Source organism: Methylobacterium sp. Leaf93 (genome assembly GCF_001422345.1).
Classification (GTDB): Bacteria; Pseudomonadota; Alphaproteobacteria; order Rhizobiales; family Beijerinckiaceae; genus Methylobacterium; species Methylobacterium bullatum.
Genome location: NZ_LMMS01000002.1, coordinates 104210 through 119640, shown reverse-complemented (window position 1 = coordinate 119640; position 15431 = coordinate 104210). Strand labels below are relative to the sequence as shown.

The window sequence follows — 15431 nt, the reverse complement described above, 5'->3', positions numbered from 1 at the left end:
CCCAGCGAGGATAGAGCCCCCGTCCTCGTGTGGGAAACTGATAGCCTAGATGAAAGCGATGGACACTCGTCGAGACGCTCTAAAACGCCTCGGCGCCGAGCGCCATGGTCGTTTCGGCCCCGGCCTTGATCCGCGCCAGCCGCAGGGCGGTCTCGGGCAGGGTCCGCTCCATGTAGAACCGGCCGGTGACGAGCTTGTCGTCCATCTCCGGCGACGGGCCTTGCGCGATGCGGGCCAGCGCCGCCTTGGCGATCCGGGCCCACATGTAGCCCATGGCGACGAGGCCGAGGAGGTGCATGTAGTCGGTGGCGCCGGCCCCGGCATTGTCGGGTTTGGAGAAGGCGTTCTGCATGAACCACATCGTGGCGCTCTGGAGGTCGTTCAGGCCGGCCTGGAGCGGCGCGGTGAACGGCGCCATGCCCTCCACCTCGGCATGATCCTTGATGAAGGTCTGGACCTCGGCGAGGAAGCCCATCATCGCCCGGCCGCCATCCTTGGGCAGCTTGCGGCCGATGAGGTCCATGGCCTGGATGCCGTTGGCGCCCTCGTAGATCATGGCGATGCGGGCATCGCGCACGAATTGCGACATGCCCCATTCCTCGATGTAGCCGTGGCCGCCGAAGAGTTGCTGGGCCGCCACCGCGTTGTCGAACCCCTTGTCCGTGAGCACGCCCTTCACCACCGGGGTCATCAGGCCCATGTGGTCTTCGGCCTTCTGGCGCTCGGCCGCGTCGTCGGAGCGGTGGCCGATGTCGGCCTGGAGCGCGGTCCACAGCACCAGGGCGCGGGCGGCCTCGTTGAAGGCGCGGATACCCATGAGGGTCCGGCGCACGTCCGGGTGGACGATGATCGGGTCGGCGACCTTGTCGGGTGCCTTCGCCCCCGTCAGCGAGCGGCCCTGGAGCCGGTCCTTCGCGTAGGCCACGGCGTTCTGGTAGGCGACCTCCGACTGGGCGAGACCCTGGACGCCCACCGCGAGGCGCGCCTCGTTCATCATCACGAACATCGCGTTGAGACCGCGGTTCTCCTGGCCGACGAGCCAACCCTTCGCGCCGTCATAGTTCATGACGCAGGTGGAATTGCCGTGGATGCCCATTTTGTGCTCGAGGGAGCCACAGGAGACGCCGTTGCGCTCGCCCACCGAGCCATCCTCGTTGACGAGGAATTTCGGCACCACGAATAGCGAGATGCCCTTGGTGCCGGCCGGCGCACCCTCGATCCGGGCGATGACGAGATGGACGATGTTCTCCGACAGGTCGTGCTCGCCGGCCGAGATGAAGATCTTCGTGCCGGTGAGGCTGTAGGAGCCGTCGCCGTTCGGCACCGCCTTGGTCTTCAGGAGCCCGAGATCCGTGCCGCAATGGGGCTCGGTGAGATTCATCGTGCCGGTCCAGGCACCCTCGACCATCTTCGGCAGGTAGGTCGCCTTCTGCTCCTCGGAGCCGTGGACGAGAAGGGCGGCCATCGCCCCCTGCGTCAGGCCCGGATACATCGTCAGCGCCAAATTGGCCGACGACGCGAATTCCGAGATCGCGGTGTTGATCGTGTGCGGCAGGCCCTGGCCGCCATATTCCTCCGGCACGGCGATGCCCATCCAGCCGCCCGCGGCATAGGCGTCGTAGCCGGCCTTGAACCCCTCCGGCGTGGTGACCCTGCCGTCGGCGTGCCGGATGCAGCCCTGCCGGTCGCCGATGGCGTTGAGGGGGGTCAGCACCTCTTCGGCGAGCTTGGCGCCCTCGGTGAGCACGGCCTGGATCAGGTCGGGCGACGCATCGGAGAACCCGCGCAGGTTGTTGCGGCCGTGGAACGCGAAGACGTCGTCGAGGAGAAACCGAACGTTCTCCACAGGTGCCCGGTACGTCGGCATGTCGTCTGTCCTCCACCCGTTCGACCGCGTGCTCGATTCGGCCCGCAGGCCACGGCGCGCTTGATGGTTCACATATAAACTATCGAGCCCGAGAGGGGAAGGGGGGTCGCCTTCCGGCGCCTTTCCCGAGAGATATGATCAGTTTGGCACAGGGCTTAACCCGCTGTTTACCAAGAGTATCAAATGTCGTGGGCAATCGATCCGTTTGCCTGCCGCTGCGACAGCTCCACGTTGCACAACGACACGTCGGATTGGGTCACGGACCTCGCTGCCCCGGGTTTGACGATGAAACGCAACGCGACGCTGAACCTGGAAGAGTTCGACCCGGAAGTCCTCGACGCCGCGCGCGACGTGGCGCGCCGCGCCGGCGTGCCGGTTGAGGCCTGGATCGCGTCGATCGTGTCGCCGGATCAGAAGCCCAAGGCGCGCCGTTCCCGCACCTCCTCGCCCACGCACCATCCGGCCCGCCCCCGCCCAGAGGGGCAGGTCCCGTCGCCGGTGCCGCCCGCCCCTGTGGAGACCGCCGCCGTTCCCGAACCCGCACCGGTGGTCGCGGCCGCCGCCGCACCGGTGGTCGCGGCCGCCGCCGCTCCCGAATCTTCCCCGGAGGCCGAGCCCGCCGCCGAGATCGCTGCCGTCACCGAAGACGCGCCCGTCACCGAAGACGCGGCCGTCACCGAAGTCGCTGTCCCCACCGAAGACGCGGCCGTCGCATCGGACCCGGCCGAGCCGTTCACGAACTCGATCGCCGAAATGATGCGGCGTCTCGACCGGATCGACCTCAAGATCGGTCAGGACCAGCAGGCCTCGCAACAGGCGGCGAGCCGGACGATCGAGGAGATCGAGGCCCGGATCAGCACCGTGCTCGATGCCGGCCTGTCCCCGGCCGCGCAGATGGCCGAGCGCCTGGGCCAGATCGAGCGCCGCATGGTCGAGCTCGGCGAGCAGCTGGCGTCCCCGCGGCCGATCGGCCGGCGCGGCCGTCCGGCGGAGGCCGAGATCCGCGACGCCGTCGCCGAGATCCGCCAGCGCCAGCGCGAACTCGACTCCGACGGGACGTCCGCCCAGGGCAAGGCGAGCGGTGCCGCTCTCCGGATGCCGTCTCCCGCCATTTCCGAATTGCAGGCCGAGACGAGCCGCCTGCGCGAATCGATCGGCGGCCTCGCCACGGGTCGCGACGTCGGCGCCCTCGAACAGGCCATGCGCTCCCTCGTCACCGGGGTCCAGCGCGCCCAGGAGCCGGCCGACCTCGCCGCCATCGCGGCCCCGATCGAGTTGATCCGCGTTCAGGTCACCCGTCTCGCCGACGACGTGGCCGAGAACGTCCATGCCCGCGTCGCCAACGACGTGGAGCGCCTCGCGGCGAAGGTCGACGGTGCGCTCAGCAACAGCACGCCGGGCTTCGCCGACCGCGACGAGCTCGGCAACCTGTTCCGCGAGCTCGACGAGATCCGCCGCCTGATCGCCGCCCTGGCCGGGCCGGAACGGATCCAGAGCCTCGCGCAGGGGCTTCAGGCCATCAGCGCCCAGATCACCGAATTGCAGGGCGGCGTCGGCGGCGAAGGCACCAACATGGCCGAGTTGCGGCCGCTGCTCGAAGAGATCCGCACCGGATTGCGGACCCCGCCATCGGGGGGGATCGAGGAACAGATCCAGGCGATGGGCGCCAAGCTCGACGCGCTGCGCGAAGGCGCCTCCGGCGGCGGCGGCAATTCGGACGCGATCATCGTGCGCATCGACGCCCTGGCCGACAAGGTCGAGCGGGCCAGCGTCAATCCCGTCGGCGACCTGATCGGCCGCCTCGAAGACCTGGGCGAGACCCTGCGCCGGCCGGTGATCCCCGGCGGCGACCTCGCCTCGATCCACGGCATGCTCCACGACCTCGCCGAGAAGCTCGACCGTGTGGGCGGCCCCGTCGGGCCGCGCGCCGAGGGGCTGGATGCCCTGGAAAAGCAGGTCCTGGCGCTTGCCAGCCGTATCGACACGCGGGACGCCGACCCGGCCCTCGCGGGGCTCGAGCGGACAATGTCCGACCTCCTGGCCCAGGTATCGGCGCTGCGCGACGAAGCTCCCATCGAGGCCGCCGTGGAGCGGGCGGCGCGCAACGCCGTCGCCGAGAGCATCGGGACCACCGGCGATACCGGTGAACTCGAACTGCTCAAGGCCAGCCTCGCCGACCTCCGCATGCATCAGGCCGCCTCCGAGCAGCGGATGCAGGCGACCCTCGATGGTGTCCATTCGACCCTGCACAAGCTCGTCGGCCAGCTCGGCGCCCTGGCGGAAGGCGGAGCGCTCCCCACCAACCACGCCTGGTCGACCCATGACCTCGCCGAGCGCCTCGCGGTCGCTACCGGCCGCGTGGACGAGCGTGCGCCGATGCAGAGCGGAATCGGCGTTCGGCGCCCCGAACCCCTGCGGGTGAGCCCCTCGACGCAATCCTTCGAACTCGGCCATGTGACGGACCTGCCGCTGGAGCCCGGCACCCGGCGTCCGAGCCCGGATCGTCCCGCGGACGCCGCGACGGATGCTGCCGCGCCGACCGAGAGCGACATCAAGACGAGCTTCATCGCCGCCGCCCGGCGCGCAGCGCAGGCGGCGCAGAACGAGGCGGCCGAGGCTGCCCGCTCGCCCGGGATGCGCGGTCGGCCTTCACCCGACAACGCCGCGGAAGCCCCCGTCCCCGGGCGGGGCGCGCGGCTGCGCGCCGAACTGGACAAGCGCCGCAAGCCGCTGCTCCTCGGCCTCGCCGCCATCGTCCTGGCACTCGGAGCGCTGCAGGCCATCAACACCCGCCGTAGCGGTGCCGACGCGTCCGCGCCGCAAATCGCCGCGACGACGGCGGCTCCGGCCGAACCCTCCGAGAGCCCGGAGAAGGCCTCCAGCACCGCGACGGCCGGCACCTCTCCGGCCAGCGCTTCTCCGGCCGGCGCGGAAACGACCGCTCGGCCCGACCCTGAGACCACCCAGTCGATTTCCGACGTCGCGCCGCCGCCGACCGTCCCGGCGACCGCTCCGGCCGAAGCCGCCTCTCGGCCGCTCCAGCGCACCGTGCCGAAGGTCGCCGCGCTGCACGACCTGGCGGGCGATCTCGGCGCCGTGCCCACCGGGCTCGCGCAGCTTCGCAAGGCCGCCCTCGAAGGCGACGGCGCCTCCGTCTACGACCTCGCCTCCCGCGCCCTCGAAGGGCGCGGCATGCCGCGCGATTTCGCCGTGGCGGCGAAGCTGTTCGAGGCCCTGGCCGGTGCCGGCTACGCCCCGGCGCAGTACAAGCTCGGCGGCCTCTACGAGAAGGGCTCCGGGGTGGTGCGCGACCTCTCTCAGGCCAAGCTCTGGTACGGGCGCGCGGCGGAGCAGGGCCATGCCCGCTCGATGCACAACCTCGCCGTGGTCTATGCCGAGAACCCCGCCGCGAACGGCAAGCCGGATTACACCACGGCCTCGCAATGGTTCCGGCGCGGCGCGGAATACGGCATGCGCGACAGCCAGTACAACCTCGCCGTCCTGTACGCGCGCGGCCTCGGTGTGCAGCAGGACCTCGTCCAGTCCTACCTCTGGTTTTCCGCCGCCGCGGCCCAGGGCGACGACGATGCGGGCCGGAAGCGCGACGACGTCGCCGCGAAGCTCTCGCCGAAGGACCTCGTCACGGCGCAGAGCCTGAGCACCGCCTTCAAACCGAAGGCGGCGCTCCCGGCCGTGAACGAGCCCCCCGCGCCGACCGGCACCGGGGTGGACGGATCGATGAGCCTGATCGGCGCTCCGCCCCCCGCCGCGCCGGCGCCGGCGCCGCGCCGCAGCACGGGCGCATGACAGGGACCGCGCGTGATAGCGACGCGCATGGTCGGTAAGAACGCGGCTCCGCAGCGAAACGGTGTTTCGTGACAACAGCTTATCCGGGGTTTGGCGAGACTCTCCTTGGTCTGCGGCGTGGCGTCTGGTCGGCGTCCCGGGCCGTCGCAACCGTGTATATGATCGAGATCGATGCGATCCAGCCTCCCGGATCGCGGATAACGGAGCCGGAGATTTGATGGCGCGTGTGACGCCCATACCGACGTCAGCCCTCGTTCTCGGCGTCGCCGGCCTCATTCCCTTTCTGGGTTTCGCGGTTCTCTCCCTCAGCGGCAGCGATGGCGGCCTCGGCAATGTCGGCCTGGCCCCGCGCACCATCCTCTCCACCTACGGCGCGGTCATCGCCTCGTTCCTCGGCGGTATCCGCTGGGGGGCTGCCGCCTCCGGCGGTGCGGGCGGGCGCGACTACGTCATCGCCATCCTGCCCTCCCTCATCGCCTGGGCGGCCCTGGCCTTTCCCATGCCGTGGGACCTGCGCGTCCTCGGGTTGCTCGTCCTCGGCTGGGGCTTCGTCGATCTCGACCTTGTCCGGCGCGGGCTCGTTCCGAGCTGGCTCGGGCGCCTGCGGCTAGTCCTGTCGGTCGTGGCCGGCTGCGCCCTACTGATCGCGGCGTGAGGGGTCAGGGCCGGTCCGGGCTCAGCCGCGACAGGTAGCGCTCGGCTTCGTCCCAGGATCCGGCCGTGCCGGAAAAGCCGACATAGCCGTCGGGCCGGACGAGGATCAGACGGTCGCCTTCGGGCGAGTGGCGGGGCGCCGGTTCGAGTAGGGCGGGAAACCGCGCGGCGAAGGCGGCGCCTCGCTCCGAATCCGCCGCATAGAGGACGAAGAGCGGCACCGATCCGGACCCGGGGGGCTTTCCGTCATCCTGCGCCGGTGCCCAGCGCATCCCGGCCTGCGGGCCGTGCGACAGCGGGCTGTCGGGATAGGCGATTTCCACCTCGCTCATCGTCGCCGCCATCCTGTCCTGCACGACGTGAAAACCGAGCATGAACCGGAGCGCGAGGTTGCGTACTTCCTGCGCCACGGGGTTCGACAGCGTCGCCATGTCGGTGAGCCGGGCGGCATTGCGCAGCACCCTGTCGCCGACGGCGTTGCGCTCGGGGCTATAGCTGTCGAGGAGCGAGGGGGCGGCCTGCCCCCGCTGCACCATGGCCAGTTTCCACGCGAGGTTGATGGCGTCCTGCATGCCGGTATTCATGCCCTGGCCACCGGCCGGGCTGTGAATATGCGCCGCGTCGCCGGCCAGGACCGCGCGCCCCTGCGCATACTGCGAAACCTTGCGCTCGTTAATGCGGAAATGCGTGAGCCAGACCGGATCGACGACACGAAAGCCGCCGGCGCGCCGGTCCGCCAGGGCCTGCACCTCCTCGAGGGTCGGGTCCGGGCGCGGATGCGCCGGATCGGTCTTGCCGACCTGCGCGATAACCCGCGCGCGGCCGCCGGGGATCGGGAAGACCACCAGCGGGCCGTCCCGGTGGAGATAGGTTGCGATCTCGTCGCCGGGCGGTGCGCCGTCGCCCTCCACGCGAATGTCGGCCAGGAGCCAATCGTCCCCCTGCGCCTCGCCCTTGAAGGCGAGATCGAGCCCGTGCCGCACGGTACTGTGCGCGCCGTCGCAGCCGATGAGCCAGGATGCGGACACGGTCTCCTCGGCACCGTCCGCGTGGCGCAGCGTCGCCTCGACCTGATCGTCCGTCCGAACGAAACCCACGAGTTCCACCTCGCGCTCCACCGCGACGCCGAAGGTGGCGAGATGCTCGATCAGCAGGCGCTCGGTCTCCCGCTGCGGGATCATGAGGGCGAAGTTGTAGGCGCTGGCGATCGCGTCGAACCGGGCATGGCCGAGGATGGCGCCACTGCTGCGCAGGCTCGCCCCGTGGGCGCGCAGGCCGGCAGCGAGGAAGGCCTGCTTGCACCCCATCCGGTCCATGAGTTCGAGGGTGCGCGCCCAGACCACGAGCGCTTTCGACGTCTGAGTCGGTCGAGCGCTCTTGTCGATCAGGCGGATGCCGATCCCGTATCGGGCGAGTTCGGCGGCGAGGGTGAGGCCGACCGGGCCGGCTCCGACGATGAGCGCTTGAAGCATGACCGGCCAATCTCCGCGGCGACTCACCATCCCGACTCTACGAAAGATTCGATCGCCCCCGGAAGTCCGATGTCGGGCCCGATCACAGTCCCGCCGAAACTCATCGCCCGCTTAGGACGGGTGTGCTTGTTCAATGACCAAGATTGCGGAAAGCCAGCCCTCCAACTCGGGGCCGTCTTCGGCAAAGCCGGCCCGGCACGATTTGCCGCGCCGGCCGATCCGGCATGGTCGGTACTTTCGTAAGCATCTGATCTGACAGCGAATTCAATACCCCGTCTCATGGCTGCATTTTTGCAATCCAAGCGTGTGTCGCTGGAAAAGTCGTGCCGCCATGTCCATCGGTCTCACTGGGATCTCCCATCTGAACCCGAGCTATCCGCTCGGTGCGGCATCGTCTGCTTCGAAGGCGGCGTCAGTCAGGGACGTGAAGGAGGAGTTCCTGAAACACGCAAAGATGACGCTCGGAGAGAAGATCCGCGAGCAAATCTTGAAGTCTATGCGTCTGACGGAAGAACAATTGTCCGCGATGCCGCCGAAGGAAATTCAGAGGGTGAATGACATCATCAAGGAGAAGATCGAGGAACTGATGAAGCAGAGCCAGGAGAAGGCCGTCGGAGTCATCACCGACATCGAGGCCTGACGGGGCGGCTCCCTATCGGTCGGCGCTCAGTCCCGCGCCAGCATCGCCTTGCCGATGGCGAAGACCCGGCCGTCGCCTAAGAGATGCGCGGTGAAGCCGGCAGGAAACAGCGGATCGAAGGCCGGGTTGCGCACGTTCAGGCCGCCCGCATAGGCGCCGAAAGCCGGCATCACCAGGCGCGTCCCGTCGGTGACGAAGCAGCGCCGCCGAACCGCCCGGCCGCGCATGGCGACCTTGCCGCAGGGATGCAGGTGGCCGGCGACTTCGCCCTCCGGAGCATCCAGCGACGGCTCGTGCCGCAGGGTGAGCCCGCCCAGCGTCAGGGTCTCGGCATAGCGCCCGCCGACGCCCTCCGACACCGCATGGTCGTGGTTGCCGGCGATCCAGACCCAATCCCGGCCTTCCTGCAGGGCGGCGATCATGGCGCGGTCGCCGGGCTCCATCCGCTCGGGGCCGCGCGCATCGTGGAAAGAATCCCCCAGGGCCACGACGCAGGCCGGGTCGAAGCGGGCCACCGCCTCGTGCAGGCAGGCCAGGGTCTCGCGGGTATCGTAGGGCGGCAGGAACTGGCCCGAGCGCGCGGCAAAGGCCGAGCCCTTCTCCAGATGCAGGTCGGAGACGATCAGGGTCCGGCGTGCGGCGAGCCACAAACCGCCGCAGAGGTCGAGGGTGAGGGCTTCGCCGGCCAGCGTCAGGCCGGGGGTCTTGATGGTCCGTTCGAGTTTCTGGCCGAGCGCCAAGATCGCATCCTCTATTCCGGGAAGGGGGCGCGTCACCCGAGCGCCTCTTCGAGAAGCTGCGCCTCGGCCTCCGCCAGGATCTCGTCCGCGCCCTCGCCGTAGACCTTCTCGCGCCCGATTTCGAGCATGACGGAGACGGAGAGCGGCGAGACGCGGTCCAGCGCCTTGTGGGTGATTCGCCCCTGGATGCGCCTCAACATCATGCCGAGGCGGGCCACGTCGAGGAGTCCGGTTGCCGCATCCTGCCGGGCGGCGCGCAGGAGCAGGTGGTCGGGCTGGTGCTTGCGCAGCACGTCGTAGACGAGGTCGGTGGACATGGTGACCTGCCGCCCGGTTTTCTTCTGGCCGGGATGGCGCCGCTCGATCAGCCCGGCGATGACGGCGCATTGGCGGAAGGTGCGCTTCATCATGGAGGATTCGTCGAGCCAGGCTTCGAGATCGTCGCCGAGCATGTCCTGGGCGAACAAGTCGGCCAGGAAACCGGGCTCGCGGGCGATGGCCTCGCTCACGTCGCGGGTCATCCAGACGGCGATGCCGTAATCGTTGGCGGCAAAACCCAGCGGGCGCAGGCGGGCGCGCTCCATGCGCCGGGTGAGCAGCATGCCGAGGGTCTGGTGGGCGAGGCGGCCCTCGAACGGGAACGCCGTGAGGTAATGGCGGCCGCCCCGCGGAAACGTCTCCACCAGCAAGCCCTCGGGGCCGGGCAGGATCGAGCGCTGGCGCTGGAGCAGGAGGTAATCCGCCACCTGCTTCGGCAGCCGGTCCCATTCGAACGGATCGGCGATGAGGGCGCGGACACGGGCGGCGAGGAAGGTCGAGAGCGGGAACTTCGCTCCCGCATAGGAGGGAATCGCCGGGTCGGTGCCGGGGCCGGCCCTCGTCGCCAGGGCCTCGTCCTCGGACAGGCCCTCGAAGCGCAGCACCTCGCCGGCGAAGAGGAAGGTGTCGCCCGGCGTCAGGGTGTCGGCGAAATCCTCTTCGATCTCGCCGAGCACGCGCCCGCCCTTGGGCAGGATGGCGCCCGGCTTGCCGCGCACCCCGCGGGCGAGGCGCACCTTCACCTTGGCGGATTCGACGATGGTGCCGACATTCATCCGGTATTGCTGGGCGGTCCGCGCATCGCGCACCCGCCACAGCCCGTCCGGCCCGCGCAGGATCTTGGCGAAGCGCTCGTAAGCGCGCAGCGCGTAACCGCCGGTGGCCACGTAATCGACCACCGCCTCGAAATCCTCCCAGGACAGGGTGGCGTAGGGCGCCGCCGAGACGATCTCGTCGTAAAGCTGCAAAGGATCGAACGCATCGGCGCAGGCCATGCCGAGGACGTGCTGGGCGAGGACGTCCGGCGCGCCGAGGCGGGCATCCGGCGTGTCCTGGGCCGCCGCCTCCACCGCATCGAGGGCGGCTTGGCATTCGAGGATCTCGAAGCGGTTGCCGGGGACGAGATAGGCCTTCGACGGCTCGTCCATGCGGTGGTTGGCCCGCCCGATCCGCTGCATGATCCGGCTCGCCCCCTTCGGCGCGCCGATATTCACCACGAGGTCGACATCGCCCCAGTCGATGCCGAGATCGAGGGTGGCGGTGCAGACAATGGCCCGCAGCTGCCCCGCCGCCATCGCCGCCTCCACCCGCCGCCTCTGGCTGGCGTCGAGGGAGCCGTGATGGAGCGCGATGGGCAGCGAGTCTTCGTTGATCCGCCAGAGTTCCTGGAAGGTGTACTCGGCCTGGAGCCGGGTGTTGACGAAGACCAGCACCGTCCGGTGCGCCTGGATCAGGTCGTAGATCGCCGGCATCGCCTGTGAGGCGGTGTGGCCGGCCAACGGCAGGGTCAGGCCGGTATCGAGGAGGTGCAGGTCGGGTGCCGCCCCGCCCTTCACCACGACGAGGTCGGCCATGGCAGGCACGGGCTCCCTCCCCCTCGTGGGGAGGGGTAGGGGTGGCTCCGGATATGGCGCGACCTCTCCGGCACCACCCCCACCCCCGGCCCCTCCCCACAAGGGGGAGGGGGGGCTCGTCTGCGGCACCAGATACCGCCGCAGATCGTCCGGCTCGCGCACCGTGGCGGAGAGGCCGATGGCGGTGAGGTTCGGGCTCAGGCGGTGGAGCCGCGCCAGCCCGAGGGACAGCAGGTCGCCCCGCTTCGAGGTCACCAGCGCATGCAACTCGTCGAGCACCACGCAGGAGAGGTTCGCAAAGAGCTCGGCCGCCTCGCGATGGGCGATGAGCAGGGCGAGCTGTTCCGGCGTCGTCAGCAGGATGTCGGGCGGGCGCTCGATCTGGCGCGTGCGCTTGTGCGAGGGGGTGTCGCCGGTGCGCGTCTCGACCCGGATCGGCAGGCCCATCTCGGCGATGGGCGCTTCGAGGTTGCGGGCGATGTCGACGGCGAGCGCCTTCAGGGGCGAGATGTAGAGGGTGTGGAGCCCCCGCGTTTTTCGCGATGGGGCGCGCTCGGACAGGGCGACGAGGCTCGGCAGGAAGCCCGCCAGCGTCTTGCCCGCCCCCGTGGGCGCCACCAGCAGGGCCGAGCGCCCGTCGCCGACGATCCGGAGCAGCTCGGTCTGGTGCGGCCGGGGTGCCCATCCGCGCGAGGCGAACCAGGCCTCGAACCGCGCGGGGAGGGAGCCCTCAGGCAAGAGTCATCAGGCGAGCGCCATGAGGAACCGGTCGATCAGTTCGAGGGCGCGCTCGGTCATGGCGCCGGGATAGCGCACGAAGACGTGGCAGCCGCCGGGATAGATCGCGGTGTGGCCGCCATTGCCGGCCGCCGCCCAGCGCGACGACATGTAGAGCGTGTCGTCCAGCAGCGGATCGTGCGTGCCCACCGAGAACAGGGCCGGGGGCAGGCCCTTCAGCTCGGCATAGAGCGGCGACACGTCGGGGCGGCGCCGGTCGATGCCGTCGCGCACGTAGTCGTTGGCGAAGGTGGTGAGATCCTGGGTGTTCACCACGAGGCGGGTCTCGCCCCAGTTGCGGACGCTGGGCGTCAGGCCGAGATCGAAGAAGCCGGCATTGAGGTTGGCGCCGCGGAAGGCGCGGGGCAGGTTGTGCCGGTCGCGCAGGCGCAGGAGCGTCATCACGGCGAGATGCGCGCCCGCCGATTCCCCGCCGATGGTGAGCGCCGAGATGCCGAACTCGGCCTTGCCCGGACCGGCGAGCCACAGGGCCGCCGCCTCGCAATCCTCCAAAGCCGCCGGATAGGGATGCTCGGGGGCGAGGCGGTACTCCACGGAGAGGCAGACGAAGCCGCAGGCATCGGCGATCCGCTCCAGCCAAGGATCCTGCTCGTCGGCGGCACCCCAGACCCAGCCGCCGCGGTGGATGTGGAGATAGGCGCCGCGCAGCTTCTTCCACTTCCGGGCGTCGGGGCGGATCAGCCTCAGGGACAGCGGCCCGTCGGGGCCGTCGATGACCACCGTCTCGGCGCGGGCGCTGCGCGGCATCGCGGGCGAGGCCTGGGTGCCCTGCCGGCGGCGCGCGCGCACCTCGGAGAGGGGGATCGACCAGGGATCGGCCTGGGCCGCATGGGCCGCGACGATCTCGGCGTTGAGGCGGTGGGTCTCCGGATCGATCGTCGCCGGGTCGAAGAGGGCGTGGTCGATCATGGAACGGTTCGTCTCATCCAGTGTGGGGCCGAAGCGGCATTCGGGCTGGCGCGTCGAATGTGGGCGAAGCCCGCACCGATGCCAGTCGCAGGGCCGGCGCGAAACGGCCTAACGCCCCAATGGACAGACGGTTTCGTTCGGGTGTGTCGCATCGGTCACGCTTCCGCCGGGTTCGCCGGCTTCAGAGACGCCGATGAGGCCCCATATGTCCGAAAGAGTTCAGCCGTCGGATCACGGCCAGAGGATGACAGCATGATCGTCGACAACGACCCGCGCCGACAGGGACCCTACCAGGGCCGTCCCCCCGTCGGGAGTGGCTATTCCGATGGACAACCGCGTTCGGCCCTGCGGCGCTTCCTCGGCGGTTCGCCCATGGCGGTGCTGGTGAAGCTGCTGTTCCTGTCCATCCTCGTCGGCGCCATCATGGCGACGCTCGGCATCACGCCCGGCCTGCTGTTCTGGCACATCTACGATGCGGGCCGCGCGCTCATCGACCTCGGGTTCGAGACCTTCCACGATTTCGGACGCTGGATCCTGGCCGGTGCCGTGGTGGTGGTGCCGCTCTGGCTGCTGTCGCGGTTCCTGTCGGTCTCGAAATAGGCAAGCGGACCGCATTCTACCGAGGGACATGAAAAAGGCCGGCGTTTCCGCCGGCCTTTTTCAATTCGACGCGTGTCGAAGACGATCAGCGCTGGACGATGACCTTCGCGCCGACCTTGGCGCGGGTGTAGAGATCGGCCACGTCGTCGTTGGTCATGCGGATGCAGCCCGACGAGACGGCGGTGCCGATCGTCTCCGGCTCGTTGGAGCCGTGGATGCGGTAGATCGAGCCGCCGAGATACATGGCGCGGGCGCCGAGCGGGTTCTCGATGCCGCCCTTCATGAAGCGCGGCAGGTCGGGGCGACGGCGCAGCATCTCGGCCGGGGGACGCCAATCGGGCCATTCCCGCTTCATCGTGATGGTCTGGGTGCCGCCCCAGGTGAAGCCGGGACGACCGACGCCGACGCCGTAGCGCAGGGCCTGACCGCCGCCGAGCACGTAATAGAGCCGGCGCTCGGCCGTGGAGACCACGATGGTGCCGGGAGCGTAATTGCCGCCGAAGGCGACCTGCTCGCGCTGGATCGCCGACATCTGCGGCACGGCCGAGGCCATCGGGTCGGCCGGGTTGAGCGAGGCGTTGGCGGTGGGCACCGCCACCACGGCGGCGGGGGCGGGCTCCGCCTGCGGACGCACGCGCAGCACCAGCGCGTTGTCGAGGGGCTGGCGGGTGAGGGGGTCGATCTCATAGGCGGCGGCGGGCGAAGCCCAGACACCAACCATGCAGGCGAGCCCGGACAGGGCGGGGGCGATACGGCGCATCAAAGCCTCTCGAAGGCAGGCGAAACTTGGGGGAAACACGGTCGGTAACGCGACGCAGGATACCGTTTTCCGATCGCCAAGACGTAAACGCTGCCGCCCCAAAGCCAAGCTGAATTCGCGATGAAGCGATGGTTGCGGCGGCGTCGTGACTCCGTGGCCACAGTGTGGCGGCTTAGCCGTATTCGCAGGGATTATTATCCGGGGGCCAAGTCGGGCGGGAACAATCTCCGACGGGGCGGAACCCGATCCGCGCCGGGCGTCGTGGTCCGCCGGATCAGACCGCGTCGAGGCCGAGATCGATGATCGGTGCGCTATGCGTGATCCAGCCGCTGGAGATCAGGTCGACACCGGAGGCGGCGATGGCGCCCACCGTCTCGCGGTTGATGCGGCCCGAGGCTTCGGCGATGGCCCGCCCGTCGATCATCCGCACGGCCTCGCGCAACTGGTCCGGGCTCATGTTGTCGAGGAGCACCGCGTCGGCGCGGACCGACAGGGCTTCCGCCAGCTGGTCCAGCGTATCGACTTCGATCTCGATCTTCACGAGGTGGCCGGAATAGGCCCTCGCCCGCTCGATGGCGGGAACGATCCCGCCGGCCACGGCGACGTGGTTGTCCTTGATGAGCACGGCATCGTCGAGGCCGTAGCGGTGGTTGGAACCGCCCCCGGCCCGGACCGCATGTTTCTCCAGGGAGCGCAGGCCCGGCGTGGTCTTGCGGGTGCAGACGATCCGCGCCTTGCCGTGCGGGCGGGCCGCCTCCACGAGGCCGGCGGTGGCCGTGGCGACACCCGACATCCGGCACAGGAGGTTCAGCGCCACCCGTTCGGCGGTGAGGATGGCGCGCGCCGGACCGTCGAGACGGATCACCACGTCACCGGGCGAGACCCGCGCGCCGTCGCCCCGTTCGACCACGACCGACACGGCCGGGTCGATCAGCCCGAAGGCGATGATGGCCGCATCGACGCCGGAGATCACCCCTTCCTGCCGGGCCGCGATGACGCCGGAGAGGCGCGCATCGGCGGGCACGATCGCGTCGGTGGTGATGTCGCCGGCTCGGCCGAGATCTTCCAGCAAAGCCGCGCGGACGATCGGCTCCACGAGGAGGCGGGGGAGGGGGACGAGACGGTCATCGCTCATGGGGTCGCTCGTAAGAGAGGCGCTGGAAGGGGGCCGACGGTCCGCCTACTGACCTCATCCTGAGGTGGCGGAGCGAAGCGGAGCCCTCGAAGGAGGCCTCCATCTCGCACGGGGTAGCTGGAACTCTCCTTCGAGGCCCGCTGGCGCGGGCACCTCA

Annotated in this window: 11 protein-coding genes; 4 read left to right on the top strand and 7 right to left on the bottom strand. The window is 69.7% G+C overall.

Annotated elements, in window-relative coordinates:
- Positions 1 to 79: 79 nt before the first annotated feature.
- Entirely contained in the window at positions 80 to 1867 is a 1788-nt protein-coding gene (locus ASF26_RS04220) for an acyl-CoA dehydrogenase C-terminal domain-containing protein (protein WP_056250102.1), read from the bottom strand.
- A gap of 285 nt (positions 1868 to 2152) precedes the next feature.
- Here ASF26_RS04220 and ASF26_RS04215 point away from each other — a divergent pair, with 285 nt between their 5' ends.
- Positions 2153 to 5674 carry a hypothetical protein gene (locus ASF26_RS04215; RefSeq protein ID WP_244475819.1) on the top strand — a complete coding sequence of 1174 codons (3522 nt, stop codon included), beginning with the start codon at positions 2153 to 2155 and terminating at the stop codon, positions 5672 to 5674.
- Positions 5675 to 5891: 217 nt separating this feature from the next.
- Positions 5892 to 6329 (top strand): DUF3429 domain-containing protein, encoded by a 438-nt coding sequence (locus ASF26_RS04210; protein WP_056250097.1) that lies wholly within the window; start codon positions 5892 to 5894, stop codon positions 6327 to 6329.
- A 4-nt stretch (positions 6330 to 6333) separates the two neighbouring features.
- Here ASF26_RS04210 and ASF26_RS04205 read toward each other — a convergent pair whose 3' ends face one another.
- Positions 6334 to 7800, bottom strand: coding sequence for an FAD-dependent monooxygenase (locus ASF26_RS04205; RefSeq protein ID WP_056250167.1), 1467 nt, complete (start codon positions 7798 to 7800; stop codon positions 6334 to 6336).
- A 331-nt stretch (positions 7801 to 8131) separates the two neighbouring features.
- Between ASF26_RS04205 and ASF26_RS04200 the strand changes: the two genes are divergently transcribed.
- Positions 8132 to 8440 (top strand): hypothetical protein, encoded by a 309-nt coding sequence (locus tag ASF26_RS04200; protein WP_056250096.1) that lies wholly within the window; start codon positions 8132 to 8134, stop codon positions 8438 to 8440.
- A 26-nt stretch (positions 8441 to 8466) separates the two neighbouring features.
- Here ASF26_RS04200 and pdeM read toward each other — a convergent pair whose 3' ends face one another.
- From pdeM to ASF26_RS04185, 3 genes are read right to left on the bottom strand one after another with little or no spacing between them, the layout of a single operon-like run.
- Positions 8467 to 9180, bottom strand: a complete 714-nt coding sequence (gene pdeM / locus ASF26_RS04195) for a ligase-associated DNA damage response endonuclease PdeM (protein WP_056250094.1) — start codon at positions 9178 to 9180, stop codon at positions 8467 to 8469.
- 32 nt (positions 9181 to 9212) lie between these two features.
- On the bottom strand, positions 9213 to 11810 hold the full coding sequence (locus tag ASF26_RS04190; RefSeq protein ID WP_056250092.1) for a ligase-associated DNA damage response DEXH box helicase: 2598 nt from the start codon (positions 11808 to 11810) through the stop codon (positions 9213 to 9215).
- Between the two features lie 6 nt (positions 11811 to 11816).
- Entirely contained in the window at positions 11817 to 12779 is a 963-nt protein-coding gene (locus ASF26_RS04185) for an alpha/beta hydrolase (protein ID WP_056150015.1), read from the bottom strand.
- A gap of 252 nt (positions 12780 to 13031) precedes the next feature.
- On the opposite strand from ASF26_RS04185, the gene ASF26_RS04180 reads away from it, so the two are divergent.
- Positions 13032 to 13379, top strand: a complete 348-nt coding sequence (locus tag ASF26_RS04180; protein WP_056150012.1) for a DUF6460 domain-containing protein — start codon at positions 13032 to 13034, stop codon at positions 13377 to 13379.
- 85 nt (positions 13380 to 13464) lie between these two features.
- Here the strand turns inward: ASF26_RS04180 and ASF26_RS04175 are convergent, their stop codons facing one another.
- Positions 13465 to 14139: a L,D-transpeptidase gene (locus ASF26_RS04175; protein ID WP_018042198.1), complete on the bottom strand. Its 675-nt coding sequence runs from the start codon at positions 14137 to 14139 to the stop codon at positions 13465 to 13467.
- Between the two features lie 274 nt (positions 14140 to 14413).
- Positions 14414 to 15274 carry a carboxylating nicotinate-nucleotide diphosphorylase gene (gene nadC, locus ASF26_RS04170; RefSeq protein ID WP_056250090.1) on the bottom strand — a complete coding sequence of 287 codons (861 nt, stop codon included), beginning with the start codon at positions 15272 to 15274 and terminating at the stop codon, positions 14414 to 14416.
- Positions 15275 to 15431 lie beyond the last annotated feature (157 nt).

Coding starts and splice junctions, on each gene's coding strand:
- nadC (WP_056250090.1), bottom strand. CDS start 15,274: ATGAGCGATGACCGTCTCGTCCCCCTCCCCCGCCTCCTCGTGGAGCCG.
- ASF26_RS04185 (WP_056150015.1), bottom strand. CDS start 12,779: ATGATCGACCACGCCCTCTTCGACCCGGCGACGATCGATCCGGAGACC.
- ASF26_RS04220 (WP_056250102.1), bottom strand. CDS start 1,867: ATGCCGACGTACCGGGCACCTGTGGAGAACGTTCGGTTTCTCCTCGAC.
- ASF26_RS04175 (WP_018042198.1), bottom strand. CDS start 14,139: ATGCGCCGTATCGCCCCCGCCCTGTCCGGGCTCGCCTGCATGGTTGGT.
- ASF26_RS04200 (WP_056250096.1), top strand. CDS start 8,132: ATGTCCATCGGTCTCACTGGGATCTCCCATCTGAACCCGAGCTATCCG.
- ASF26_RS04205 (WP_056250167.1), bottom strand. CDS start 7,800: ATGCTTCAAGCGCTCATCGTCGGAGCCGGCCCGGTCGGCCTCACCCTC.
- ASF26_RS04215 (WP_244475819.1), top strand. CDS start 2,153: ATGAAACGCAACGCGACGCTGAACCTGGAAGAGTTCGACCCGGAAGTC.
- ASF26_RS04180 (WP_056150012.1), top strand. CDS start 13,032: ATGATCGTCGACAACGACCCGCGCCGACAGGGACCCTACCAGGGCCGT.
- ASF26_RS04210 (WP_056250097.1), top strand. CDS start 5,892: ATGGCGCGTGTGACGCCCATACCGACGTCAGCCCTCGTTCTCGGCGTC.